Origin of the sequence: Streptococcus agalactiae ATCC 13813 (genome assembly GCF_000186445.1) — a bacterium.
Classification (GTDB): domain Bacteria; phylum Bacillota; class Bacilli; order Lactobacillales; family Streptococcaceae; genus Streptococcus; species Streptococcus agalactiae.
The window spans coordinates 558,580-583,565 of the sequence record NZ_GL636070.1 but is presented as its reverse complement, the minus strand read 5'-3'; the positions used below and the strand labels follow the sequence as shown (position 1 = coordinate 583,565).

General features: G+C 35.6%; 29 protein-coding genes and 1 pseudogene. 5 read left to right on the top strand and 25 right to left on the bottom strand.

Annotation, left to right across the window (positions count from 1 at the left end):
- The first annotated feature begins 89 nt into the window (after window positions 1-89).
- On the top strand, window positions 90-1,145 hold the full coding sequence (locus tag HMPREF9171_RS110210) for a zinc-dependent alcohol dehydrogenase family protein (RefSeq protein ID WP_001200715.1): 1,056 nt from the start codon (window positions 90-92) through the stop codon (window positions 1,143-1,145).
- A 48-nt stretch (window positions 1,146-1,193) separates the two neighbouring features.
- Here the strand turns inward: HMPREF9171_RS110210 and HMPREF9171_RS110215 are convergent, their stop codons facing one another.
- The 9 genes from HMPREF9171_RS110215 to dhaS form a co-directional block, all read right to left on the bottom strand.
- Window positions 1,194-1,886 carry a methionine ABC transporter permease gene (locus HMPREF9171_RS110215; RefSeq protein WP_000574036.1) on the bottom strand — a complete coding sequence of 231 codons (693 nt, stop codon included), beginning with the start codon at window positions 1,884-1,886 and terminating at the stop codon, window positions 1,194-1,196.
- Window positions 1,883-2,953, bottom strand: a complete 1,071-nt coding sequence (locus tag HMPREF9171_RS110220; RefSeq protein WP_000032385.1) for a methionine ABC transporter ATP-binding protein — start codon at window positions 2,951-2,953, stop codon at window positions 1,883-1,885. The genes HMPREF9171_RS110215 and HMPREF9171_RS110220 overlap by 4 nt, the downstream gene beginning before the upstream one ends.
- Window positions 2,946-4,322, bottom strand: coding sequence for a M20/M25/M40 family metallo-hydrolase (locus tag HMPREF9171_RS110225; RefSeq protein ID WP_000176418.1), 1,377 nt, complete (start codon window positions 4,320-4,322; stop codon window positions 2,946-2,948). Before HMPREF9171_RS110225 ends, HMPREF9171_RS110220 begins: the two co-directional genes overlap by 8 nt.
- A 133-nt stretch (window positions 4,323-4,455) precedes the next feature.
- The gene (locus tag HMPREF9171_RS110230) at window positions 4,456-5,280 is read right to left on the bottom strand and encodes a MetQ/NlpA family ABC transporter substrate-binding protein (RefSeq protein ID WP_000768251.1); all 825 of its coding nucleotides are present in this window, start codon (window positions 5,278-5,280) and stop codon (window positions 4,456-4,458) included.
- 141 nt (window positions 5,281-5,421) lie between these two features.
- The gene (locus HMPREF9171_RS110235) at window positions 5,422-6,255 is read right to left on the bottom strand and encodes an amino acid ABC transporter substrate-binding protein (RefSeq protein WP_000152904.1); all 834 of its coding nucleotides are present in this window, start codon (window positions 6,253-6,255) and stop codon (window positions 5,422-5,424) included.
- Window positions 6,256-6,356: 101 nt separating this feature from the next.
- Window positions 6,357-7,046 carry a gamma-glutamyl-gamma-aminobutyrate hydrolase family protein gene (locus HMPREF9171_RS110240; RefSeq protein ID WP_000905846.1) on the bottom strand — a complete coding sequence of 230 codons (690 nt, stop codon included), beginning with the start codon at window positions 7,044-7,046 and terminating at the stop codon, window positions 6,357-6,359.
- A 154-nt stretch (window positions 7,047-7,200) separates the two neighbouring features.
- Window positions 7,201-7,917, bottom strand: a complete 717-nt coding sequence (locus HMPREF9171_RS110245; protein ID WP_000532903.1) for a YebC/PmpR family DNA-binding transcriptional regulator — start codon at window positions 7,915-7,917, stop codon at window positions 7,201-7,203.
- 117 nt (window positions 7,918-8,034) lie between these two features.
- Window positions 8,035-9,021 carry a DhaKLM operon coactivator DhaQ gene (gene dhaQ / locus HMPREF9171_RS110250; RefSeq protein ID WP_001232461.1) on the bottom strand — a complete coding sequence of 329 codons (987 nt, stop codon included), beginning with the start codon at window positions 9,019-9,021 and terminating at the stop codon, window positions 8,035-8,037.
- 9 nt (window positions 9,022-9,030) lie between these two features.
- Window positions 9,031-9,567, bottom strand: coding sequence for a dihydroxyacetone kinase transcriptional activator DhaS (gene dhaS / locus HMPREF9171_RS110255; RefSeq protein WP_000204281.1), 537 nt, complete (start codon window positions 9,565-9,567; stop codon window positions 9,031-9,033).
- A gap of 173 nt (window positions 9,568-9,740) precedes the next feature.
- Here dhaS and dhaK point away from each other — a divergent pair, with 173 nt between their 5' ends.
- The 4 genes from dhaK to HMPREF9171_RS110275 are packed head-to-tail and all read left to right on the top strand — an operon-like array spanning window position 9,741 to window position 12,443.
- Window positions 9,741-10,730, top strand: coding sequence for a dihydroxyacetone kinase subunit DhaK (dhaK, locus tag HMPREF9171_RS110260; RefSeq protein ID WP_000722656.1), 990 nt, complete (start codon window positions 9,741-9,743; stop codon window positions 10,728-10,730).
- A gap of 37 nt (window positions 10,731-10,767) precedes the next feature.
- Window positions 10,768-11,346 carry a dihydroxyacetone kinase subunit DhaL gene (gene dhaL, locus HMPREF9171_RS110265; RefSeq protein WP_000453279.1) on the top strand — a complete coding sequence of 193 codons (579 nt, stop codon included), beginning with the start codon at window positions 10,768-10,770 and terminating at the stop codon, window positions 11,344-11,346.
- Entirely contained in the window at window positions 11,346-11,720 is a 375-nt protein-coding gene (gene dhaM / locus HMPREF9171_RS110270; protein ID WP_001279901.1) for a dihydroxyacetone kinase phosphoryl donor subunit DhaM, read from the top strand. Before dhaL ends, dhaM begins: the two co-directional genes overlap by 1 nt.
- A 9-nt stretch (window positions 11,721-11,729) precedes the next feature.
- On the top strand, window positions 11,730-12,443 hold the full coding sequence (locus HMPREF9171_RS110275) for an MIP/aquaporin family protein (RefSeq protein WP_000191476.1): 714 nt from the start codon (window positions 11,730-11,732) through the stop codon (window positions 12,441-12,443).
- Between the two features lie 264 nt (window positions 12,444-12,707).
- On the opposite strand, the gene HMPREF9171_RS110280 is transcribed toward HMPREF9171_RS110275, so the two are convergent.
- From HMPREF9171_RS110280 to gatC, 16 genes and pseudogenes are all read right to left on the bottom strand, one after another.
- On the bottom strand, window positions 12,708-13,112 hold the full coding sequence (locus tag HMPREF9171_RS110280; protein WP_000675692.1) for a cupin domain-containing protein: 405 nt from the start codon (window positions 13,110-13,112) through the stop codon (window positions 12,708-12,710).
- 138 nt (window positions 13,113-13,250) lie between these two features.
- Window positions 13,251-13,963, bottom strand: a pseudogene (locus HMPREF9171_RS01000000112935) (MerR family transcriptional regulator).
- A 92-nt stretch (window positions 13,964-14,055) separates the two neighbouring features.
- Window positions 14,056-15,165, bottom strand: coding sequence for a nucleotidyltransferase (locus tag HMPREF9171_RS110285; protein WP_000218980.1), 1,110 nt, complete (start codon window positions 15,163-15,165; stop codon window positions 14,056-14,058).
- A complete protein-coding gene (locus tag HMPREF9171_RS110290) occupies window positions 15,162-15,413 on the bottom strand; it encodes a hypothetical protein (protein ID WP_000583230.1) in 252 nt (83 codons plus the stop codon). Before HMPREF9171_RS110290 ends, HMPREF9171_RS110285 begins: the two co-directional genes overlap by 4 nt.
- Before the next feature lie 22 nt (window positions 15,414-15,435).
- Window positions 15,436-16,170 (bottom strand): class I SAM-dependent DNA methyltransferase, encoded by a 735-nt coding sequence (locus HMPREF9171_RS110295; RefSeq protein ID WP_000257075.1) that lies wholly within the window; start codon window positions 16,168-16,170, stop codon window positions 15,436-15,438.
- 65 nt (window positions 16,171-16,235) lie between these two features.
- A complete protein-coding gene (rsfS, locus tag HMPREF9171_RS110300) occupies window positions 16,236-16,592 on the bottom strand; it encodes a ribosome silencing factor (protein WP_000136423.1) in 357 nt (118 codons plus the stop codon).
- A 1-nt stretch (window position 16,593) separates the two neighbouring features.
- On the bottom strand, window positions 16,594-17,115 hold the full coding sequence (locus HMPREF9171_RS110305; RefSeq protein ID WP_000128169.1) for a cysteine hydrolase family protein: 522 nt from the start codon (window positions 17,113-17,115) through the stop codon (window positions 16,594-16,596).
- Between the two features lie 63 nt (window positions 17,116-17,178).
- The gene (yqeK, locus tag HMPREF9171_RS110310) at window positions 17,179-17,766 is read right to left on the bottom strand and encodes a bis(5'-nucleosyl)-tetraphosphatase (symmetrical) YqeK (RefSeq protein ID WP_000221167.1); all 588 of its coding nucleotides are present in this window, start codon (window positions 17,764-17,766) and stop codon (window positions 17,179-17,181) included.
- Complete coding sequence (locus HMPREF9171_RS110315) at window positions 17,763-18,395, bottom strand: nicotinate-nucleotide adenylyltransferase (RefSeq protein WP_001162766.1); 633 nt, start codon at window positions 18,393-18,395, stop codon at window positions 17,763-17,765. The genes yqeK and HMPREF9171_RS110315 overlap by 4 nt, the downstream gene beginning before the upstream one ends.
- A gap of 129 nt (window positions 18,396-18,524) precedes the next feature.
- Complete coding sequence (yhbY, locus tag HMPREF9171_RS110320) at window positions 18,525-18,842, bottom strand: ribosome assembly RNA-binding protein YhbY (protein WP_000958131.1); 318 nt, start codon at window positions 18,840-18,842, stop codon at window positions 18,525-18,527.
- A 93-nt stretch (window positions 18,843-18,935) separates the two neighbouring features.
- Entirely contained in the window at window positions 18,936-20,054 is a 1,119-nt protein-coding gene (gene yqeH / locus HMPREF9171_RS110325; protein ID WP_000391742.1) for a ribosome biogenesis GTPase YqeH, read from the bottom strand.
- Entirely contained in the window at window positions 20,054-20,581 is a 528-nt protein-coding gene (locus HMPREF9171_RS110330) for a YqeG family HAD IIIA-type phosphatase (protein WP_000020580.1), read from the bottom strand. Before HMPREF9171_RS110330 ends, yqeH begins: the two co-directional genes overlap by 1 nt.
- A gap of 116 nt (window positions 20,582-20,697) precedes the next feature.
- Window positions 20,698-21,612, bottom strand: coding sequence for a DMT family transporter (locus HMPREF9171_RS110335; protein ID WP_000161966.1), 915 nt, complete (start codon window positions 21,610-21,612; stop codon window positions 20,698-20,700).
- Between the two features lie 129 nt (window positions 21,613-21,741).
- Window positions 21,742-23,184, bottom strand: a complete 1,443-nt coding sequence (gatB, locus tag HMPREF9171_RS110340; protein WP_001008627.1) for an Asp-tRNA(Asn)/Glu-tRNA(Gln) amidotransferase subunit GatB — start codon at window positions 23,182-23,184, stop codon at window positions 21,742-21,744.
- Complete coding sequence (gene gatA, locus HMPREF9171_RS110345) at window positions 23,184-24,650, bottom strand: Asp-tRNA(Asn)/Glu-tRNA(Gln) amidotransferase subunit GatA (protein WP_000009533.1); 1,467 nt, start codon at window positions 24,648-24,650, stop codon at window positions 23,184-23,186. Before gatA ends, gatB begins: the two co-directional genes overlap by 1 nt.
- Window positions 24,650-24,952 carry an Asp-tRNA(Asn)/Glu-tRNA(Gln) amidotransferase subunit GatC gene (gene gatC / locus HMPREF9171_RS110350; protein ID WP_000703033.1) on the bottom strand — a complete coding sequence of 101 codons (303 nt, stop codon included), beginning with the start codon at window positions 24,950-24,952 and terminating at the stop codon, window positions 24,650-24,652. The genes gatA and gatC overlap by 1 nt, the downstream gene beginning before the upstream one ends.
- Between the last annotated feature and the right edge of the window lie 34 nt (window positions 24,953-24,986).

The window sequence follows — 24,986 nt, the reverse complement described above, 5'->3', positions numbered from 1 at the left end:
CTGCTTTTATTTTAAAATAATTATTGTAACCGCTTGCTTTTGGTGGTATAATAGCCTTGAAAATAAATAATTTTGGGAGGAACTCTAATATGAGAGCTGCAACTTATCTTTCAGCTAATGAATTATCACTTACTGATAAGGCTAAACCTCAAGTAATAAAACCCACAGATGCGGTTGTAAGACTTGTCAAAACAACTATTTGTGGTACTGATCTACATATCCTTGGTGGCGATGTTCCTGCTTGTAAACCAGGAACAACTTTAGGTCATGAAGGCATTGGTATCGTCGAAGAAGTTGGTTCTGCTGTCAATCATTTTAAAATCGGAGATAAAGTAATTATTTCTTGTGTCACTGCCTGTAATACTTGCTACTACTGTAAGCACCAGTTGCCTTCACATTGTGAAGATGGCGGGTGGATTTTAGGACATCTTATTGAAGGTACTCAAGCAGAATATGTTCATATTCCACATGCAGACGGTAGCCTTTATCATGCACCTGAAGGTGTTTGTGACGATGCATTGGTTATGTTATCTGATATTTTACCAACTTCATACGAAATCGGCGTCTTACCATCTCACATTAAACCAGGTGATACTGTTTGTATTGTAGGTGCTGGACCAATTGGACTATCTGCCTTACTAACTGCACAATTCTATTCTCCTGCCAAAATTATTATGGTTGATTTATCTCAAAAACGACTTGAAGCCTCTAAAAAATTTGGTGCAACACACACCATTCTATCAACGTCTACTCAAGAAGTTAAAGAAGAAATTGATAAAATTACCAAAGGCAGTGGCGTTGATGTCGTATTAGAATGTGTTGGTTATCCTGCAACATTTGATATTTGTCAAAATGTAGTTTCTATTGGAGGACATATCGCAAATGTTGGTGTTCATGGTAAACCTGTTGAATTTAACCTCCAAGATTTATGGATAAAAAATATAACCCTTAATACTGGATTAGTTAATGCTAATACAACTGAAATGCTCCTTGAAGTTCTTGAGACAGGCAAAATCGATGCAACACAACTAGTAACACATCACTTCAAGCTATCTGAAATCGAAGAAGCTTATAAGGTATTTAAAGCTGCTGAAGAAAACAATACTCTTAAAGTTATCATCGAAAACGATATTACTCCAGCCTGATAATTTTTAAATAAATGAAAATGTGAGAAGAATAGCCTTCTCACATTTTTATTTATGACTCAAGCGACGTGTTAAAAAATCACCTAAAAATTGGATAAAGAAAATTAATAATAAAATCAGAATAGTCGCTACTAAAGTAATATCATCACGAGAATAGTTATATCCTTTAGTAATAGCAACAGAACCCAATCCTCCTGCACCAATAGCGCCAGCCATAGCTGTTTCCCCTACTAAAGAAATCAAAGTAACCGTTGATACTCGAATTAAATCTGGTAGACCTTCACGAAGATAAACTACAATAATATCCCAAAGTGTTCCACCTGAGGCTTGTGCAGCTTCAATAACTCCACCATCAAGTTCAGCTAAAACAACTTGAACTTGACGAGCAAAAAATGGGAAAACTGCCAAAGAAAGAGGTACCAAAGCTGCTGGTGAACCAAGTGTTGTTCCTACAATTACGCGAGTTACTGGCGCAATCAAAGCAAGAAGAATAATGAAGGGCAGAGCTCTAAAAACAGAAACAACTTTATCTAAAACTCCAAATACTAATTTATTAGCAATAACTCCTCTAGGACTAGTTAAAACAAGGAATAAACCTCCTAACAATCCCATTAAACCTCCAATAAGGAACGACCAAAAAGTCATATAAAGGGTTTGTACAATAGCTGTCTCCCAGCCGTAAGCACCTTCCCAACCCATTTGATATACATTTGGTAAATGTGTTTGAATCCACTCTATCATGCTTTACCACCTTCTTTCAATAACGTTAATTGAACTTGCGAATCTGTAATTGCTTGGCAGGCTTGTCTTAATTTTTCTTCGTCACCTGATAAGATAACTACCATTTCTCCAACTGGAATACCATCTAAAATTTCAATATTCCCATAGAGGATGTTAGCAGTTACTTCAAATTCTTTATAAATTTGATTTAAAAGCGGCTCATCCGTGCTATGTCCAGCGTATTTCAGTTGAACTAATTTGCTACCTAATGGTAGATTTTTGACAACTTCTTGTTGCTCAATCTTAAGCATTGCCTCATCAATCCCAGTAGCTATTTTTATAAAATCTTGTGTAAGACTCTCTCTAGGATGTGAAAAAATGTCTAAAACTGATCCTTCTTCAATCAATTTACCATTTTGCATAACAGCAACGCGATTAGCAATGTCTTTGACAATTTGCATCTCATGTGTAATCAAAACAATCGTAAGTCCCAATTTTTTATTCAGATCTTGGAGAAGGGCAAGTATTTGTTTTGTTGTTTTAGGGTCAAGTGCAGAGGTAGACTCATCTGAAATTAAGATTTTAGGATCGTTAGCCAATGCACGCGCAATGGCAACACGCTGTTTTTGCCCTCCTGATAATTGTGAAGGATAGTTTTGAGCACGATCGGATAATCCAACAAGTTCTAATAATTTAGTAACCTTAGCTGCTTTCGCCTCTTTTGATAAACCTGAATGTTTAAGAGCAAAAGCTACATTCTGTTCTGCTGTCAACTGTGACATTAGGTTAAAATGTTGAAAAATCATTCCAATTTCACGGCGCTGTTCGCGTAATTGTGTGCTAGTCAGTGTCACCTTGTTGTCGTAAATAACTTGGTCATAAATAGTAATTTTACCTGCTGAAGGTTCTTGTAGCAAATTAATAACACGAACAAGGGTAGATTTTCCGGCTCCTGAATAACCGACAATTCCATATATATCACCTTGATTAATATGGATAGTAACATCTTTAACAGCATTAATCTCACGTTTCTTTTGGTGGAAAGTAACATCAATGTTGTCTAATTTAATAATTGGTTCTTTACTCATATGATTCTATTAAAGCCTCCACTAATTCAATATGGGTGTAATAATCAGCAATACTAACATTTTCATCAACGCCATGGTCTCGACTATTGGCATGTCCTATGCCAAAAGCTGCAATTGGCGCTCTTAGAGCTTGATGAACTAAATACATTGGTCCTGTACCTGGTGAGGTAGGTAACAGAGATACCCCTTCTGGATAAAATTGCTCAGCTAAACCAACAACTTTTAGGATAGATGGCGCTGACATATCACTACGATAAGACATTTCACCAAGGGTATAGGTTAGCTCAATGTCATTAAAGCCATTCTCTTTCAAATGATTTTGTATTGAATCTAGTACACCTTTCGGGGTTAACCCTGGCACTAACCTAACCTCTGCTTTACATTTAGCATAAGCAGGTAAAATTGTTTTGACGCCTTCACCTTGATAACCTGAGGTTATACCTTCAATGGCTATAGAAGGTTCAAAATAAAGCTTTCTCAAAAAAGTTTTATGACTATCTGCTAAACTGGGCAAAACTAATTGGTAAGCATCTTCTAGCGCCTTTGCAGATCTATAAGAATATTTTTCAACTAATTCTAACTCTCTCTTAGTAGGCGGAATAACTTTATCATAAATACCTTCTACCAATATATGACCTTTGTTATCCCTTAACGTATTGAGGGCTTGAATTAAATACCATGTCGAGGAATCAACAACCCCACCAAAGGACGAATGAATATCAACATCCGCTGAACTTACTGATAAATCAAAAGTGACAATGCCTTTATTTCCACCAGCAATTTCCAACTGTCCTTTAGGATTTTTAGGGCCATCTTCCCACACGATCAAATCAGCTCCTTGTAGCTGCTCTTGATACTTTTCTAAATAATAATCAAGGCCTACTGAAGCTGATTCCTCCGCTCCTTCCACAATAAAAGTGATATCTAGAGGAAGTTCCCCTTTGTGTCTTGATAAATATTTTTTAACTGCTGATAAACGTGCGGTAATGTGACCTTTATCATCATCTACACCACGTCCATACATCTTACCATATTGAAGTGAAAGTGTAAAAGGGTCCTCAGTCCACTGTTCTAACTCATCTGCTGGTACAGTATCATAATGATTGTAAAAAATAATACGCTTAGCATCTACTTTTGATGATTTGAAATTTGCCACGATAAAGGGAGCGCTATAGCTGTCATCTATAATGACTTCTGCGCCAGCTTTTCTGAAAACTTCTCCAAGATAGCTTGCTAAGTCATTTAAACCAACTTTCTGAGCAAAAATTGACTTAATTGCAATTAAATCTCTTAAAATATTGATATCATCCTGAACAATAGTATCAGATAGAAACTTTTGAATTTGATTTTCTTCCTTTGTTAAAGTCATCTTTCATCCACCTTCCTTCAAAAACAATCCAAGAGCCTGGCACATTGTATTCGTCCCAGGCCCTTTATGGCTATATGGCTGATAAGCTGTATCCTATTAGGATTCCCTGTTAAACTTATACAGTCAATTCACGTTACCATTGTGGAATATCAGCTGAAGTATCTTTGATAACTTTTTTCACTTCATCTGTGTGATAAGCATTCAAGATAGCTTGGATAGCTTTAGCGTTCTTTTGCTTTTTCCAATTTTTACGTCCCGCAATGATATTAATCCATTGTTTTGAATTTTTATCTGATTTCTCAACAAAGATAGCATCTGAAGGTTTTAAATTAGCTTGCTCAATGTATGTATTATTAATAATAGCTGCATCTACATCTTTGAGTGCACGTGGTGTTTGACTCGCATCTAACTCCTGAATATTAATATCCTTTTTATTAGATGTGATATTAGCAACTGTTGCAACCTTCTTACCAGAAACATTCAATTTGATTAAACCTGCTGACTGAAGGACATACAATGCACGGCTACCATTTGTTGCATCATTTGGAATTGCAATAGTGGCTCCTTTTTTCAATTTTTTAAGAGATTTTACCTTCTCAGAATAGATACGAATTGGAGCTAAGTAAGTCTTTTCAAGTGGAATTAAGTTTTTCTTATTTTCCTTATTCCAGTTTTCTAAGAAATTGTAATGTTGAAAGGCATTAATATCCACATCCTTATTGGCTGTCGCTTGATTTGGTTGTGTATAATCTGTAAATTCTGTGAATTTGATTTTAGCTTTATCGCCTACTAGCTTTTCAATTTTATCCCAACGTGCTTTTTCAGTGTCAGAAAAGGTCATAACACCAACTTTAACAACTTTACTTGAAGTTGAGCTTGCTGAAACTTCTTGATTACTAAATGTGACTCCTAAAAGTGTTGTTAAGGCTAATCCTAAGACAATATGTTTTAACTTCATAATAAATTCCCTCAATTTTTGTGATAAAGATATTATCCCATAGGAAGTTATTAGAATCAAATTGTTATAAACTGTCTCTTGTTATAGTTTTAAACTATATAACAAAAAACTAAGGATTGACATCTCCTTAGTTTTTTATTACTACTTCTCCTTAGGAGTAACGAGATCTTTCTCATTTGGTACGTAATCACCTCCAAGGTATTCTTTAGCTATTTTTGAAAGTGTCCCATCTTTACGTAATTGTTTAAGGCGATTATTCACATACTTTTGTAAGTCTTTTTGATCCTGACCAAAGATGAAATAAATATAAGGCTGATCTCTCATAGTCAAAGGGATGGTTTTTAAATTCGTGAGACCTTGATTCTTTATGATAGCGTTAACAGTTGGTCCGTCAAAAAGTTTAAAATCAGCTTTTCCATCACTCAAATTCGTTAGAATCTGTGTAATATTTTCATTAGTATATTTTAGAGTAACAGGATTTTTCTGATGCTCTTTATTGAAATTTTCTAATTGCTTGGCAGTTGTCGTTCCTTGGACAACCTGTGTTTTATGACCAGTAATATCATTATAAGCTTTGATGTTACTATTCTTAGGAACTGCTAAAACTGAAGGAGTAGAGCCTATTGGGTATGAAAATAAATATTTTTGAGATCTCTCTGATGAATAAGAAATATTATTTCCACCCATTTGAAACTTTCCTGAATCAATGCCGGTAAATACCGATGACCATTCTGTTTTTTTAAAAGTGACTTTATAGTTATCTGAACCTTTAAAAACAGCTTTGGCTACTTCAATATCAAAGCCAGTCAGTTTCCCATCCTTCACATAAGAAAAAGGTGCCGTTGTTCCAACAGTTGCAAAATTAACTTCTTTTTTGCCCGTCTTAGTAGTATGAGATTTTGAGCTACAAGCAGCTAGAGACGCTACTGTCACTAAAATAATTCCTGTTACACTTAACACTTTTTTTATTGTCATCTTTTTTCTCCTCTTTAATTGTACACGACATCATAACATCTTTAAGTTTTTAACTAACACTTATCTTCTATCGTCTGAGAGTTTTTGCTATTATATGGATGCTACGTTTCATTAACAAAATAACCAAATAAGGTTTGGTTTTCAATTTGGTGAAGCATTAATTCTGGATGCCATTGAACACCTATAATACATTGTTCTGTTCGACTTTCATAAGCTTCTACTGTCCCATCTCTAGGATCTCTAGCACTAACTATCAGACCTTCAGCTAACAGTTTAACACTTTGTCTATGAAGAGAATTGATCTTAAAATCACCTGATATAAAGCCTTCTAGAAAACTCCCTTTTTCCACATTTAAATAATGAGCAAATCCAATGTAAGGCTCTTGATAGTGATTATCAATAGATTGATTAAGTGTACCACCAAGTGCCACATTTACTAACTGCATGCCACGACAAATCGCAAAGATTGGTTTATTTTGTTTCAACGCTTCGTCGACTAATGCAAATTCAAAAATATCACGCGCAAGTGAATAATCATCACTCTCAATTATCTTCTCTTCACCATAATAGGATGGTAAAACATTTTGGCCACCAGATATGATCAGCTTATCTATCATCTCAACATAAGCTTTGGCACTTTCTGCTTCACTTATTGGTAGGATAACTGGTAACCCGCCTGCGTTTTTAACTCCTTCCGAAATATGCCTAGATACCGAATCATAATAATAACCTGGAATATCTGACATTTCTCTCTCATTTCCTGTAATACCAATAATAGGCTTTATTAACATTTTGCTCCCTCATCAACCAATAACTGTCTAATAATTATCATTTTACACCTAAAAAAACTTTTTGAATAATATTTTTTACCTATCACTTCTTTAACAATACCTATCAACTCTCACAAAAATAAAAACCATAGTATTAATACTACGGTTTTATTTTTTAGAAATCTGCTACATTATGATAAACTTTTTGAACATCATCATCTGATTCGAGTGCGTCAATAAGCTTTTCAAAAGTTTCAAGGTCATCACCTTCCAATACTACTTCTGATTGAGGAATCATTTCAAGTTCAGTAACTTGGAATTCTTCTACACCATTATCGCGAAGTGCTTGGATACCTTTATGAAGATCTGTTGGGGCGGTATAAACTGTTATTGTTCCCTCTTCTGCTTCAACATCATCTACGTCTACATCCGCTTCAAGTAATTGTTCGAAGACAGTGTCAGCATCATCACCAGCAAAAACGATGACACCTTTTTTATCAAATAAGTAGGATACAGATCCTGAGGCTCCCATATTGCCACCGTTCTTACCGTAAGCAGTACGTACATTTGCTGCCGTACGGTTAACATTTGATGTCAAAGTATCCACAATAATCATTGAACCATTTGGACCAAAACCTTCATAGCGTCCCTCTACGAAAGTTTCATCTGTGTTTCCTTTAGCTTTATCAATCGCTTTATCAATAACATGCTTTGGAACTTGTGCTTGCTTAGCACGGTCCAAAACGAATTTTAGAGCTGAGTTTGACTCGGGGTCTGGTTCACCTTGTTTTGCAGCAACATATATTTCAACACCGAATTTAGCGTATACTTTTGAGTTAGCACCATCTTTAGCAGTCTTTTTGGCAACAATATTGGCCCACTTACGTCCCATTGGAAAATCTCCTTTGATTTCATTTTTAATAACCTGCTGGCTCATATTGGCAAGCAATCTTAATTTTAACTCTATTATTATAGCACTTTGATAGCAATTGGTAAAATGGAAATTCTATCACCAAGCTCTAGCATCTGTCTTATGTTTTAAGTAATCAATCCATCTACTATCCTTTACACGACACAAGGTAACTGATAAACCAGCCATATCTAAACTTGTAATTAGATGGCCTGTTTTAATAAAAGGTAATTGTAAATCGTCTAAAGCCAGAAATTCCATGACAGCATTTGTAAAAAGTAATTCCTCCATTTTAGAACTTCCTCCAAGATTATTTATCAATAGAATGAATGCTTCTCCATCTTGCCAACGTAATTTCATTTTCAATTTGTTAACTAGTTCGTTTGCCAAATGTTCCATTGACACGAAAGGCATTGTCCGGTATCCTGGCTCACCATGAATACCGATTCCAAATGAGATGTAACCTTCTTCTAAATCAAAAACAGGTTGATGCTGACCTAAAATAGTGGCTGACTTACTTGCTACACCTAAAGTAGCCATTGAAGTTGTCAAAGATAGCCCTAGCTGTTCTAATTCATCTAAGCTTGCTCCTTCTAAAGCAGCTTGTCCAATAATTTTATGTAGTAACACAGTACCAGCAACGCCTCGATGGCGAATTTTAAAATTTGATGTTTCAACAGAGATGTCATCATGAGAAACGATGTATTTTATTGGAATACCTTCTTGACGAGCCTGTTCAATCGCTTGGGAAAATTCTTCCAAATCAGCTTCAAAATTTTTGATAATAACAAAGACACCTTTGCCTCGATTGATAAATCTAATAGTCTCTAGAATATCACTAGCACATGGTGGTACAAAAATAGGACCACTAATCGCTGCCGATAGCATTCCCTCACCAACATATCCAAAGTGAGCTGGCTCATGTCCGCTGCCTCCTCCTGATAAAATCGGAATTACTTGTTCGGATTGCCCTAAATAATGAATAGCGGGCAAATCTTTTATTTGCTCTACTTTAGGGTTAGTTTTAGTGATTGCTTTTATTGTTTCAAAAACATATTCCATTTTATGATGTTCTGTTTTTCTCATATCTTTGTCCTAATAATTTTCTATTGATGTTCTGATAATTTTTTCAATGACTTTCCTATTAAATAATTCTTCTTTTGAGTTATTTATTAACTCATATTTTATAAAATAAGAGAGGGCTTTACTATGATAATTGATAAATGTAACTCTTTCTTTCTGATTAAAGTTAGATTTACTATAATCAGAAAGAAGCTTATCTACTAACTGCTCACAGTAAGACTCAAAATACGAAGAAAAATCATTTTGATCTTCAATTTGAAATAATTTAATATAGAATTCTTGATTCATTTTAAAAAAAGTCAACAACTCTGATAACAACTGAAAACCTGAGATATAGTCTAAATTATCCGTAACTTGTTCGCTTAATTCTGTTTGGAAAATCCATTCTAATAAAGCATATTTATCAACAAAGTGATTATAAAATGTTTGACGTCTAATACCTGCATCTTCCATAATATCACTCACCGATATTTTGTCAAAAGCTTGCGAAATAAATAAACGTTTAAATGACTTGGCTATTTTTTTCTTAGTAATAAGCGAAGAAGTCATAATTTCTCCTTTATTTTATATTGAATTGCTGATGATTTATTATGGTTTAGTGTAACATGATTTATGATTATTGAAAACCCTAACAAAGCGGACAAACAAGAAAATCTGTCCATTCCAGAAAAGGCTTACAAATTTTATAATAAAAGAGAATTAAACATAAAAGGAGTTTCCAAATGAAAAAAATTCTCAATCAACCAACTGATGTTGTTACTGAAATGCTAGATGGATTAGCATATGTTCATAATGATTTAGTACATCGCGTAGAAGGTTTTGATATCATTGCTCGCAATAAAGAGAAGTCAGGAAAAGTGGCTCTCATTTCTGGCGGAGGAAGTGGACATGAGCCTTCACATGCTGGTTTCGTAGGCGAAGGAATGTTATCTGCAGCTGTGTGTGGTGCAGTATTTACTTCTCCAACTCCTGACCAAGTTCTTGAAGCAATTAAAGAAGCTGAGGAGGGGGCTGGAGTTTTCATGGTTATCAAAAATTATTCAGGGGATATCATGAACTTTGAAATGGCACAAGATATGGCTGAAATGGAAGGTATTGAAGTTGCAAGTGTGGTCGTTGATGATGATATTGCAGTCGAAGACAGTCTTTACACACAAGGAAAACGTGGTGTAGCTGGTACGATACTTGTCCATAAAATTCTAGGACATGCTGCTCGTCATGGCAAATCACTTCAGGAAATCAAAGCTATTGCTGATGAATTAGTACCAAACATTCACACTGTTGGACTTGCACTAAGCGGGGCTACTGTTCCTGAAGTAGGCAAGCCAGGATTTGTTCTTGCAGAAGATGAAATTGAATTTGGTATCGGTATTCATGGTGAACCAGGTTATCGTAAAGAAAAAATGCAACCTTCAAAGGCTTTAGCGACAGAATTAGTTGATAAGTTAATTGAATCGTTCGATGCTAAATCTGGCGAAAAATATGGTGTCCTTATTAACGGTATGGGTGCAACCCCACTTATGGAACAATATGTCTTTGCTAACGATGTTGCCAAACTCCTTGAGGATAAAGGCATTGAAGTGAATTACAAAAAACTTGGTAACTATATGACTTCAATTGATATGGCTGGTTTATCACTAACCTTGATTAAACTGGAAAATCAAGAGTGGTTAGAAGCACTTAATAGTGACGTTACAACCATTGCTTGGTAATCATTCCTGTTAATTAGAACAAAAGAAAGGAACTCTTATGGAAGTAAAAACTGCAATAGAATGGATGCACACTTTTAACCAAAAAATTCAATCCAACAAGGACTATTTATCCGAACTAGATACTCCAATAGGTGATGGCGACCATGGTGGCAATATGGCGCGTGGTATGACTGCTGTTATTGAAAACCTTGATAACAATGAATTTAGTAGTGCTGCCGATGTTTTCAAAACCGTGTCCATGCAACTTTTAAGCAAAGTAGGCGGAGCATCTGGACCACTCTATGGTTCTGCATTTATGGGAATTACAAAAGCTGAACAGAGTGAAAGTACCATTTCAGAGGCACTTGGCGCAGGACTTGAAATGATTCAAAAACGTGGTAAAGCTGAACTTAATGAAAAAACAATGGTTGATGTTTGGCACGGTGTTATTGAAGCAATTGAAAAAAATGAATTGACTGAAGACCGTATTGATTCCTTAGTAGATGCTACAAAAGAGATGAAAGCAACAAAAGGACGCGCTTCTTATGTTGGAGAACGCTCAGTAGGACACATTGATCCAGGATCATTTTCTTCAGGATTATTATTTAAAGCATTACTAGAAGTTGGAGGTGTCTAATGTCTGATATTGGTATTATTGTTGTTTCTCACTCTAAAAATATTGCTCAAGGAGTTGTTGATCTTATTTCAGAGGTAGCAAAGGACGTCTCAATAACTTACGTGGGTGGAACAGAAAATGGTGAGATCGGTACTTCTTTTGATCAAGTTCAACAGATTGTAGAGCAAAATGATAAAAAGACGTTATTAGCTTTCTTTGATTTAGGTTCAGCAAAAATGAATTTAGAGTTAGTAGCTGATTTTTCAGAAAAAAATATTATCATTAACTCTGTCCCAGTAGTGGAGGGAGCTTACACCGCTGCTGCTCTTCTACAGGCAGGTGCTGACCTGGATAGTATTCAATCACAATTAGCTGAATTAACTATCAATAAATAAGGAGATATTATAACTCAATTTCTTGGGGAATTTTTAGGAACATTTATTTTGGTTCTTCTTGGGGATGGCGTAGTTGCAGGAAATGTGCTCAGTAAAACCAAAGAAGAAGGAACTGGATGGACTGCTATTGTTTTTGGTTGGGGAATTGCTTGTACCGTTGCTGTTTATGTTTCTGGATTATTTAGTCCTGCTCATCTAAATCCAGCAGTCACATTAGCAATGGCTTCTATTGGAGCAATTTCTTGGGGACAAGTTATCCCCTTTATCATTGCACAGATGTTAGGAGCAATGGTTGCGGCAACTATTTTATGGTTACATTATTATCCTCATTGGAAAGAAACAAAAGATAGTGGACTTATCCTTGCCAGCTTCTCAACCGGACCTGCTATCCGCCATACACCATCGAATCTCCTTGGTGAAATTATCGGTACTGCTATTCTTGTGATTACAATTATGGCAATTGGTCCTAGTAAAGTTGCAGCAGGTCTTGGTCCAATTATCGTTGGTATAGTTATTTTCGCAGTAGGATTCTCTCTTGGTCCAACAACTGGTTATGCTATTAACCCTGCACGTGACCTAGGGCCTCGTCTTATGCATGCTATCTTACCTATTGAAAATAAGGGTAACTCAGATTGGTCATACGCTTGGATTCCAGTTGTAGGTCCAATTATCGGCGGTGTCCTTGGGGCTATCTTATACAATATTGCTTTGACTTTAGTTTAACTAAAAAACCAGAAAGTTAATACTTTCTGGTTTTTCATAGTTGCAGTATGCTTTCAAAATAGAAAAAACACCAAAATACTTAGTGTTCTTTCTGGAGATTTTATGAAAAAAGTTTAGGATGTTTATAGTATAACCGCCCTTACTTAACGTTTCCTTAAAAGCTCGGTTATTAAAATTACTTCCTAAATTACTATTTATATTCTCCAAGAAATGACTACTATTAAGCTAAAAAGCGCTATTGACATAGCGCTTTTTAGTCTAGTATTATTTAGTTTCAGTAGTAACTCCATCAAAATCTTCTTCATTTTCTTCAGCTTCTTCTCTTGTGGCACGGATAATACCATCTTTGTGATGAGCTGGACTGTAAATTGTATAGAGTTTTAACATCTCAGTTTCAGAAGTGTTAATTACGTTATGTTCAGCACCTGCCGGAACTATTATAGCGTCTCCATCTGCAACTTCATATTCATTACCATCAATGACAACCTTACCATGACCAGCTTCAAAACGGAAAAACTGATCATTTTCTGCATGAATCTCGCTACCAATTTCTCCACCAACAGGCAGTGTCATTAAAACGAGTTGACAATGTTCTGCGGTATAGAGGACTTGGCGGAAATTTGTATTTCCTAGTGTCAATTTTTCGATATTCCCATGAAATCCTTTCATAACGATACCTACCTTTCTATGCCTACAGTCTACTCTTTTTGCTCCTTACTGTCAAAAATTTAGATAAGAGTCTGACATTTTTAATAATGTCTACTGTTCCTTGATTCCTATCATTTCATTGCAAACCTAAAATATAGCCTAATGACAATAGCTATCTATAGCTTTAGAAACAAATAATGCTGTTCCCTGGCCTCCCCAATTATCAATAGACTTTTGGAAACGCTCATCTTGGATGTACATTATTCCAAGACTTGCTAATAAATCGTTAGTGCAGTTGTAAAACTGAGCTGTGATATAATCTTGTAAAATCTGAACTTGTTTTTGAACTTTCTCATCTGTCGGAGAAAGTTCTTTCAACTGTCCAAAGTCTTTAAAAATCTGACTCATAGCTTGTGAAATCATTGAAAAATCATTCTTACTATGGCTATTTTCAAATTCTTTGTAACTATCTGTATCCCCCCAGCGTGTTCTAGCTTCCTCTTGAAATGCTTCTAATTCCTCTTGATTATAAGCTGTAAAATCTGACATATTTTTACCCCTCTGGATAGACTTTGCATGTTCAATTACTTCTTCTAGTCGCTGTTTCTTTAGTTCCAGCCACCTAATTTGATCAAGAAGTGCTTGATTACGATCATAATTTGGACTATCCATTATCTCTTTTATTTTTTTAAGAGGAAATTCCAGTTCCTTAATAACAAAATTTCTTGTAACTTGATCAGTGATTCATCATCATAGTAACGATAACCATTCTCTCCTACAAATGAAGGAGGTAACAAATCTATTTCATCATAATAATGAAGTGTGCGCACACTAATACCAGAAATGTGACTTATTTCTTTAACTGTTTTCATAATAACCTCTCTAAAAAGAGTATAATGTATAACGTTAAGTAAGGGTCAAGGGAAAAATATTATTTTGTGATGATTAATTTATAAAGCTTAAATCAAAGGTCACTTTGACTAACAGATTGATGAAAAGGGATACGTCCCCATGTTTGCTCTGCTATATTAGCATTTCCCATCTGATAAACAGAATCTGCTCGTTGCGTCAAACTATCCCACGTTTGTGAACCAATCCTCGTCACGATATCCACAGACTTCTTCACAGACTTTAAATGCTGTTGACCTTTTTGTGTAAAACCTAAGACATGAATAGCATTTGGTATCGGACTTTCCACAGCATTTATCAAGATATAGGTTAATAAACGTCGAATTCTTGCTTTGGTATACCGTTTAGTTGCGACTTTATCAACTAACTCATCCACAGTCTCCACATAACGAATTTGACTTTTTATACGATTGGCTATCTCTTCATTCACTTGATAAATTTGTGTCAAATCAGAATGCGTCATTATCTGATATTTGAGTAAACTAAAATAATCTTGCCAAACTACTTGTGGACTATTCAAAAACAAGTCACTGTTAGGCATACCTTTTTCTACAAAGAAACGATCAGATTGATGTTTACGAAGACTTGTTGCAGAAGCAAATATCTCTGTTTTTTCTGATGAATGATAACCAGCTCCTTGACGTTGTATCGGATTTAATCGAATACCATTTTGGCTAGCTGCTTTGGTGTAGGCTAAGCCTAAAATGTGATTTGGGGTTTGTCCCGAAAATGCAATCCCTGCAAATTCTTGCCACATAGCTTGCATTTTTTGTGGATAGGAAAGAGAATCCGATTGTTTTTTCAAAAAAGCTTCCATCTCCTCTTTTTTATTCACATAAATATCCCCAATACGGTCATAATCAAGCATTTCTTCGGTACCGAAGCATAAGTTATCCACACCTAATCGTGCCAGGATAGACACAGCTCCACTAGCGAAATAATCCGCTGACTGTACCGAAACCAGAAAAGGGAGTTCAATCACTAAATCAGCACCATTTTCTAGTGCCATCTGGGCACGGGTCCATTTATCTACAATCGCCGGCTCACCACGTTGCATAAAATTACCCGACATGGCTATTACTTTTATTCCTTGAGCTTGTTCTAAAAGGTACTTATGGCCATTATGAAAGGGATTAAATTCGGCAACAATTCCTGTAACTGTCATACTTCTTTCTCTTTCAATTGATTATTTAAAGTAACAGCATCAATAATATCTAGGTGATAAGTTTTACGAAGGTATATGAGACGATCTGTTTCTTTTTCAAATGGTTTTAATGCCGATAATAAATCCAAATGAAGTTTAGGGTTCATCAATAATCCCAAAATAACTTTAGACTTTTTCTGACTTACCCGACGTTCAATAATATAAAGTATCCCAAATATCATCAGACAAGCGTATAAGAATATTATCATCTTTTTACCTCCAAATTATTACTTATTTATGAGCTACAAAAAACCAGCGAGCAGAAGTTGCAGTTGGTTTTTTATCTTCAAAATCTGCATACACCTTAACATCTTTAAAACCTGCCTGTTCAAGTAAAATATCATAAGTCAAAATATCATAAGTACGCTCTTCATGAACTTCATCATGACGTGTAAATCGACCATCTTCTTCTTGAACAAAAAATGTTAATTCATGGACAATAGAATGAGGTGCATCATCTTCATAAGTATCCCACACCATAGCAAAGTCATCTGCATTTTCATGATAAGAATAACCAGGAAATACTTTATCTGTTTGATAAGTCGAATGAACATCAAAAATAAAGACGCCATTTTCTTCTAAGGCCTTATAGACCTCGATAAAAACATCACCAACCTCAACTTCATCTTGCATATAACAAATAGAGTCTGAATAGCACGTGATGAGATCATATTTACCTACATTAGATAAATCTAACATATTTCCTTCAATAAACTGGATACTTTGGTGAGCAGAAGTTGCACGTTTTTTGGCAAGTTTCAGCATATCGCCACTAAGATCAAGTCCTGTAACAGCATAACCAGCTTGTGCAAATCGAACAGACTGAATTCCCGTACCACATGCTAATTCCAAAAGTTTTTTCTTACCTTTTGGAAAATGACGAAGTGAAAAATCAGTCCATTTATCATATAAAGTATCATCCATGACAGCATCATAAACAGCTGCAAAAGTTTCATACGTTGCCATATAATAGTTCTCAAATCTTTCTTGATATTACATCTCTCAAAAAGCAGTCCCAAGACTGCTTAGCTTTATTCTGTCATAAAGTCTTCAGCATCAAGCAATGGTGCTTCATGCCAAAGTTTTTCAAGGTTATAGTGCTGTCTCTCATCTTCAGAGAAGATATGAACCACGACGCTATTGAGGTCAAGAAGTACCCAACCAGCTTTACTATCGCCTTCAAGGTGGCTAGCATCCCCACCATTTCCTTTTACTTGTTCACGGATATTGTCTGCGATTGCTTCTAACTGCCTACTATTACTTGCACTCATAATCACAAAGTAATCTGCAACACTCGTTACAGGCTGTAAATCTAAAATTACAATATCTTCTGCTCGTTTTTCATCTGCAGCCTTAACGACTAGCTGTAGTAAGTCTTTTTCTGTCATTTTATTCCTCGTTTATTAATTTCAATAAGCTATCTTTTGCTACCATTGTCGCAAAACGATGATGCCAAATATTCTCGTAATGTTTTTTAATAGAATCCCCACTTAAAGTTAGTGTATCAAATGTTAGGTGTCCACCTTGTGGAATAAAGATATCATAACCATATTCAAAAGCAACTTTTACTGATGTATCAAAACAGTATTCTGTTTGAAGTCCCATCATGATTAATTGACTAATATGCTTACTTTGCAAGTAATCATGTAAATGAGTATCTTTAAAACAACTATTGTAAGTTTTATCAATTATTTTGTGATGCGTCACAAGATGTCGTTGTTCCCAAATCTCCCACTGTGGAGAACCTTGAGGCAATTCCTTATCATGATGCCTTATCCATATCACTTCACAATTAGAACCTTTGGCACTTAAAAGTAAATCATCTAAAAGCTCTGCAAAATTTGTTAAATGCTTTGGTTTCTTATCCATAATGCCTTGTTGGATATCAATTAGTAAAAGTGCACAAGTCATACTTTCCTCCAAAATGACCACTGCATCGCCAAACCTATCATGACCATTATTTCAATAAAAGAATTAGTCGAGATAAGGTATATAAGCATTATAGGTTTCAATCGTTTTAGGATAGATAGGCTGAGCCTTACTTGCTAAAAAGGCGACTGTTCTAGCAGTCTCATAAGCTACTGCTTTATTAAGGTCAACTTTCGCTAACTCACGAGCTTCTTCAACTCCTGGAAAATCTCGATTGTGTTCAATGTAATCTGCTACATAAACGATTTTATCCAATGTGGACATTTGGGCTGAACCAACAGTATGTTTTGCAATAGCAGCTAAAATATCTTGATCTTTGATAGCTAGATCCTCTTGTATTTTATAAATGCCAACAAGACCATGCCAAATATTATTACCCCATTTTTTTAGGTCGGGATCTAGTTGGTATTTATCAATTAATCTAAGAAATTCATCATCAGATAGTTCCTTAGCATAATCATGTAATAAAGCAGCTAGACCCGCTTTTTCCTTATCATAACCATACCGTTCTGCTAACTCTATTGCAGCACGCTCTACTCCTAACACATGATTAAAGCGCTTGTCGGACATCATATGACGCACTTTACTCAAAAGTTCAGTCCGATCTAAACCTGTGTAATCTTTGTAGGTCATTTGTAAAGACCTTCTTTCCTGATATAATCTAATACCTCTTTAGGCAGTAAATAGTTGGGCTGACGATTACTTTTAATAAATTGACGAATCATACTTGATGAGATATCCATCAATGGCAGATCCACCCAAATAACGGGATATGATGTACCAGCTTTATATTTTGGACGTTGAACACCAACAAACTGCACCATTTTAACAAGTTCATCAATACGATGCCACTTAGGTAGATATTCCACCATATCTGCCCCAATAATGAAATAATAATCAACATCTGGATTTTTTTCAATTAGAAGCTTCATCGTATCGTATGTATAGCTGATACCTTTACGTTCAATTTCAATTGGTTCAATAGATAAACCATCAATGCCTTCTATTGCTAATTCAAGCATCTTGAGACGATGCTGTTCATCAATTGTCTCTTTTTTATCAATATGTGGTGGCTGAAATTCAGGCATCAACAAAACTTGGTCTAAACACAATTGCTGACGTACTTGATCTGCAACAACAAGGTGGGCGTTATGAACAGGGTTAAAATTTCCTCCCATAATTCCAATTTGTTTTCGGTTAGTATCTCGCTTTTTCTCTTCTAATTCAACTTTTGTAAATGGTGTTAGCAATTCGAGTGCCATAATTCCTCCATGAACAAGTAGTATCTCTAAAAAAACAAACACTGATTATCATGATCAGCTATCATACGGAAGTGTAACTTAGGTAAATCGTTTTTTAGTTCTATACTCTATTTCTTAATCTATTGTAGTTTAGTTTGATTTTACTGCTTTTACTTTAACTGAAATTTTACGATTTTCTTTGCGCGCTGACTCTTTATAAAGAATCAAGATACGTCCTATTTTAAGGACAGTATCGCAGCCAATTTCATCTTCCAGAACTTCAGCGACATCGTGGATATCTTCATCGGTATTTTGTAAAAGGGTTACTTTGATTAGCTCACGTGCATCGAGTGCATTACGTACGCTTGTTTTGATTTGATCATTTAAACCATTTTTCCCAATTTGAATAATGGGTTTCATAGAATGTGCTTCTGATTTTAAGAAAGCACGTTGTTTAGATGTTAACATATTAGTTTCCTTTTTATCTATTATAGGATTATGACTGTATCATCAGCTAAATTAGATGAAAAATCGTCATATTGTTGCTGGTTAATTTAGTTATTAAATTAAAGCTTTGCGTAAAACAACTGCCACGCCTTCTGGAGCCCAAGCAGCTACTACTACTGGATTTTCTGCTTCTGATTTCACACGTATCCAACCAAGACCCGAATAAACAATATCCATTTTATCTTTGATTGTAAATTCATGACGAACTAATTTAGGAAAATCTGAAACTTCCTTACCTGTTGGTGGTGTCAATAATTTTCCAACATGTTTAGTGTAAAATTCATCTGCTCCAACTAGTTTGGTGCGGTGTAAATTCAGGTTATTATCAAAATATGCCGTAAAACCTTGTTTTTGACCAGAAATAAAATCAAAACGTGCTAGGCCAGCCAAGAATAATGTTTGTTCTGAATTAAGCTGATAAGTTTTGGGTTTTATTTCTTTTTTAGGACTAACATATTTAAGATTTTTTGCTGTCAAATAATGAGCCATTTGATGACGATGAATAATACCCGGAGTATCAAAAATATAGCTACCATCATCAAGAGGTATTTCTATTTTATCTAATGTTGTACCTGGGAAACGTGAGGTCGTAATAACATCACGACTACCAGTAATTTCACGAATAATAGCGTTAATGAGAGTTGACTTTCCAACATTAGTAACCCCAACAACATAAACATCTCGACCATGACGATACTTTTCAATCGTATCAATCAAATCCTTAATAGCATGATGATTTTGGGCACTTGTCAAGATGACATCAACAGGACGAAGCCCCTCTTCATGAGCTCTCTCAGTTAACCATTGTGTTACTTTTCCATCTTTAACCGATTTGGGAAGAATATCTTTTTTATTTCCTACTAAAAGAACATCGTTTCCTGCAACGAAACGACTAAGACCAGGAATAATTGAACCATTGAAATCAAAAATATCAATGACATTCACCACAAGGGCATCACTATCTCCAACCTCATGTAGTAATTTCAAAAATTCATCATCAGTGATATGAACGTCAGTAATCTCATTATAGTGGCGCAATCTGAAACAACGCTGACAGTATAATTCTCCTGTCTCTAAACCTTTTTCAAGTGCTGCACGAGGTGTATAGCCAGCAGCATCTTTATTTTCAGTTTGAATCCTGGCTCCGCAGCCAATACAAAATAACTCTTCCATTAAATTCCTTTTTGATATACGATTTTACCGTAATTCTCTTCTATTTTTTTCCAAACGCGACGTTCACGTAAGCGATTGAACTTGGTATTCCAAGCATCAGATTTAACAATTGGTTTTACCAATACGGACTTTATTCCTGCGCGATGACTAGCACGAATATCTGTCATCAATTGATCTCCAACCATAATCACCTCGTCACGATCAAAGCCATAACGCTCAATTGCCATGTTTATACCACGAGTAAATGGTTTCATCGCACGACTTACAAAATCCACACCAAAACGTGATACTGCACGTTCTACGCGAGCATGATTGTTGTTAGACACTACTACAACTGAAATATCCGCTGTTGTCATCTCATCTAACCATGCACGCACCTCAGCAGTACCATCTGGATTATTCCAAGCAATGAGTGTATTATCTAAATCAACTAAAACCGCACGAATGCCATGACGTAATAAATCTTCTGCTCTTAAATCATAAACTGCCTCAACCACGAAGGTCGGCCTATAATCATCTATACTCAATTTCATCTCCAAAAAATATATTTTACTATTCATTCTACCATAATTCTTAAGAGATAGCGAGTAAAGAAAAAAGGTCTTTAAAGACCTTTAAATTAGGGTTTCAACCCCAAAAGATACTATTTTACTCGTTTCATTTTCTTCAATGCAATTAAATCTTTGTAAGAGATTAGAGTTACAGCAAGAAAAATAAACAACATCCCAAGTAAATCTATTGGATAAAAAATTTCTCCTAAAACAAGTACTGTCAAAAATACCGAAGAAACTGGCTCTACCGATGCTAATAAGCTACCCTTGACAGCACCTACAATACTAACCCCTTTAAGGAAAAAAGTGTAAGCAAAAATAGTCCCAATACCAATAATGCCAATATAGGCAAGTATACTTATCACATTAATTTGTAAGGGGTATTGCCACGCTTTTGTCACCAAACTAAATAAAATCCCACCTATAAACATTCCTGAACCAATAACAATCGTACTTCCCCATTCATGAATAAGTTTCACAGGTAATAAAATATAAATAGAATAAGTAATGGCGGAACCAAGCCCCCACATTAATCCTTTCGGTGTGATAGCTAAACTTCCTAACTTCCCATGCGTTGCAATCATATAGGTTCCTAAAATTGCCATAGCAATTGCTATTATTTCAAAAGATGTTGGTCTTTGTCTGTTTAGGATACAAACAATACTCAAAATAAGTATTGGTGCCATATATTGCAAAACCGTTGCAGTTCCAGCATTTGTTAAATGAATCGCTCTGAGAAAAGCATATTGGTTTAAAACTAAACCAAATATAGAAAAAAGTAAAACCTGCTTTAAAAATTTTGGCTGTTTCCACGCTGCTACTAAATGTTCCTTTTGTTTTGATCTAGCTAAAGACAAGAGAAAGATACCTGTTATCAACAATCGTAAAGAAGTCAAAAGGTTAACGTGTACTCCGTGCGACATCAAGTATTGACCGCTAATTCCAGAAATGCCCCATGCTAGTCCGGCAGCTAAGGTCATCATTGTTCCTTTTTCTTTTTTAGTCATTTTTCCCCTCATTTTTATTTCTTAAACACTGTAGTTAAAGTCATCTGATAAATATCTTAGCTTCTTAATTATTTATCCCTAGGTGTTCGTGCTAAATTAGCGAATAAAAACCAGCCAAAAGGCTGATTTCTATTCTTCTTTTAATTTTGCTAATTCTTGCGCTAACAGCTTCAGAGCAACTTGTGGATTAGCTTGTCCTTTTGTTGCTTTCATTAGATAACCTGTGAAGGCCTTATCAGCATTGCGTTTTCCTGACTTAAAGTCAATCACAGCAGCTTCATTATCTGCAAAGACTTGATGAATAATTGGGATTAATACTTCAGGATCTGAAATTTGAACTAAACCAGCCTTTTTAACGAATTCTTCAGCTGAACCACCATTTTTAGCTAAGTGCACAAAAACTTTTTTAGCAATTTTGGATGAAATTGTACCGTCAGCAATCAAGCCAATCATCTCAACCAAATTCTCAGGAGTCAGACCAATTTCTTCGATTGATTTTGATTCACTGTTAAGAAATTGCGCCACTTCTCCTTGTAACCAATTGGAAACTTGTTTTGCATCACCCCCAATAGCAACAGCTTTTTCAAAGAAATCAGAAGTTGCTTTTGTAGCTGTTAATTGGCTAGCATCATAAGATGATAGACCAAAAGACGATACATATTTCGCACGACGTTCCTGTGGAAATTCTGGTAATTCTAAACGAACTTGATCAATCCATTCATCCGAGATATCAAATAGTGGTAGATCTGGTTCAGGGAAATAGCGGTAATCTGATGAGCCTTCCTTGACACGCATCAAAATAGTCTCACCTGTTGTTTCATCAAAACGACGAGTCTCTTGCTGAATTTGACCACCAGATCGTAAAACTTGTGCTTGACGTTTTTCTTCATGTATCAAACCTTTACGTACATTATTGAATGAGTTAAGGTTCTTAAGTTCTGCTTTAGTACCAAACTCTTCTTGACCATAAGGACGAAGTGAAATATTGGCATCTACACGCATAGAACCTTCTTCCATTTTAACGTCAGAAATTCCAGTATATTGGATAATCTCTTTGAGAGCTGTCAAATAAGCATAAGCTTCCTCAGGAGAACGCATATCAGCTTCTGATACAATTTCAATCAGTGGAACACCTTGTCTATTAAGGTCAACATAGGAATAACCATCTGTCCCATGTGTATTTTTTCCTGCATCTTCTTCGAGGTGGGCACGCTCAATACGAATTTTTTTTCGTGTACCATCTTCTAATTCGATTTCAATCCAACCATTGTAACCAATAGGCTCATCAAACTGTGAAATTTGATAAGCTTTAGGATTATCTGGATAGAAATAATTTTTACGATCAAAATGCATGTTTTGATGGATATCCATATTCAAGGCAAGTGCCGCCTTGATTCCTGCATCAATAACTCCTTTATTCATAACCGGAAGAACACCTGGGAAAGACCAGTCAATTACATTTGTATTAGCATTTTGTTCCTGACCAAAATGAGCGGAAGAAGGTGAGAAAATTTTAGAGTTCGTATTTAATTCAACATGGACTTCAAGTCCAATGACTGTTTCAAAATTCATTAGTTCTCACCTCCAAAAATTTTAGGTTGTTGTTTATGATAATCTGTCGTTGCTTCGAAAGCAGCAGCAACCTGATATATTGTTTCTTCACTGAATTTCGGACCAATCAACTGCATACCAACCGGTAGACCTTGATCAAAACCAGCGGGGATTGAAATACCTGGTAAACCAGCCAAATTAACTGGTATTGTTAGAATATCAGCTAGGTACATTGCAACTGGATCGTGATTTAAAGAATCTAAGTCAAAGGCTGTTGTTGGAGCTGTTGGACCTAAAATCAAGTCATAATCTGCGAAAACTTTTTCAAAATCTTGAATAATCAAACTACGAACTTGACCTGCTTTTTTATAATAAGCATCGTAATACCCAGAAGATAAACTGAACGTTCCTAGCATAATGCGACGCTTAACTTCATCTCCAAAACCTTCAGATCGTGTATTGACATAGATATCATCCAAGTTTTTATAATTTTCTGTACGGTATCCATAACGAATACCATCAAAACGTTGTAGGTTTGAAGAAGCTTCCGATGAAGCAATAATATAATAAACAGCAACACCGTATTTAGAATGCGGTAAACTAACTTCCTCAATAACTGCACCTAGTTTTTCCAGATGTTTTGCGGCCTTAATAATCGTTTCTTTAACTCCTGGCGCTATTCCTTCTCCCAAATATTCTTTTGGTAAAGCAATTTTCATTCCTTGAATATCTTGACCAATTTTAGCAGTAAAATCGCCTACAGTACGCTCAGAAGAAGTTGAATCTCTTACATCATGCCCAGAAATAACTGTCAAAAGCTGTGCATTCTCTTTTACTGTTTGAGACATCGGTCCAATCTGGTCAAGCGAACTACCGAAAGCAAACAAACCAAAGCGTGATACACGTCCGTAAGTTGGCTTCATACCAACGATTCCATTAAATGAAGCCGGTTGGCGAATTGAACCACCTGTATCAGAGCCCAACGACAAACGTACTTGCCCTGAAGCTACTGCTGCTGCAGAACCACCTGATGATCCTCCCGGAACTTTACTATGGTCCCAAGCGTTGTTTGTCTTTTTAAAATAAGATGTTTCTGTAGAGCCTCCCATGGCAAATTCATCCATGTTTGCTTTACCAATCACAATCATATCTTTAGCATATAACTTTTCAACAGCCGTAGCATCAAAGATTGGCTCATAGTTATAGAGCATTTTAGAAGCAGCTGTTGTAAGAATCCCCTTTGTTGAAATATTATCTTTAACTGCTAAGGGGATACCTGACATAACATTATCAGCATCAATTCCTTTATCATCAATTTCTTCGGCTTGAGCTATTGCCATCTCATCAGAAATAGTAATAAAAGATCCAACCGCTTGTTCACGCGCATGAATATCTTCCAATGTAGCTTTTGTTAATTCAGTTGCTGAAATTTCTTTTTTAACGAGAAGATCATGCAACTGATCAATTGATTGATTATTAAACGACATTAGGCATCTCCTCCATCCTCAAGAATTGCAGGTACTTTAATATAATAATCTTGATGCTGTGGTACATTTTTAAATAAGTCATCACGATTATTGCCTGGTTGAGCAATATCTTCACGCATCACGGTTTTGCGATCTGCCATGGTCGTTGTTACTGGTACGCCTTCTGTGTCAACTTCATTTAAGAGTTCAATCATATCAACAATCTTTGACAAACTTGACGCAAATTCTTTAGTCTCTTGATCAGAAAAGCGCAATTTTGACAGATTGGCAACATGACGCACTTCTTCTTCAGAAATTTTCATGAGTTCTCCTTATCTCTGTATCATTTTCGTTTTA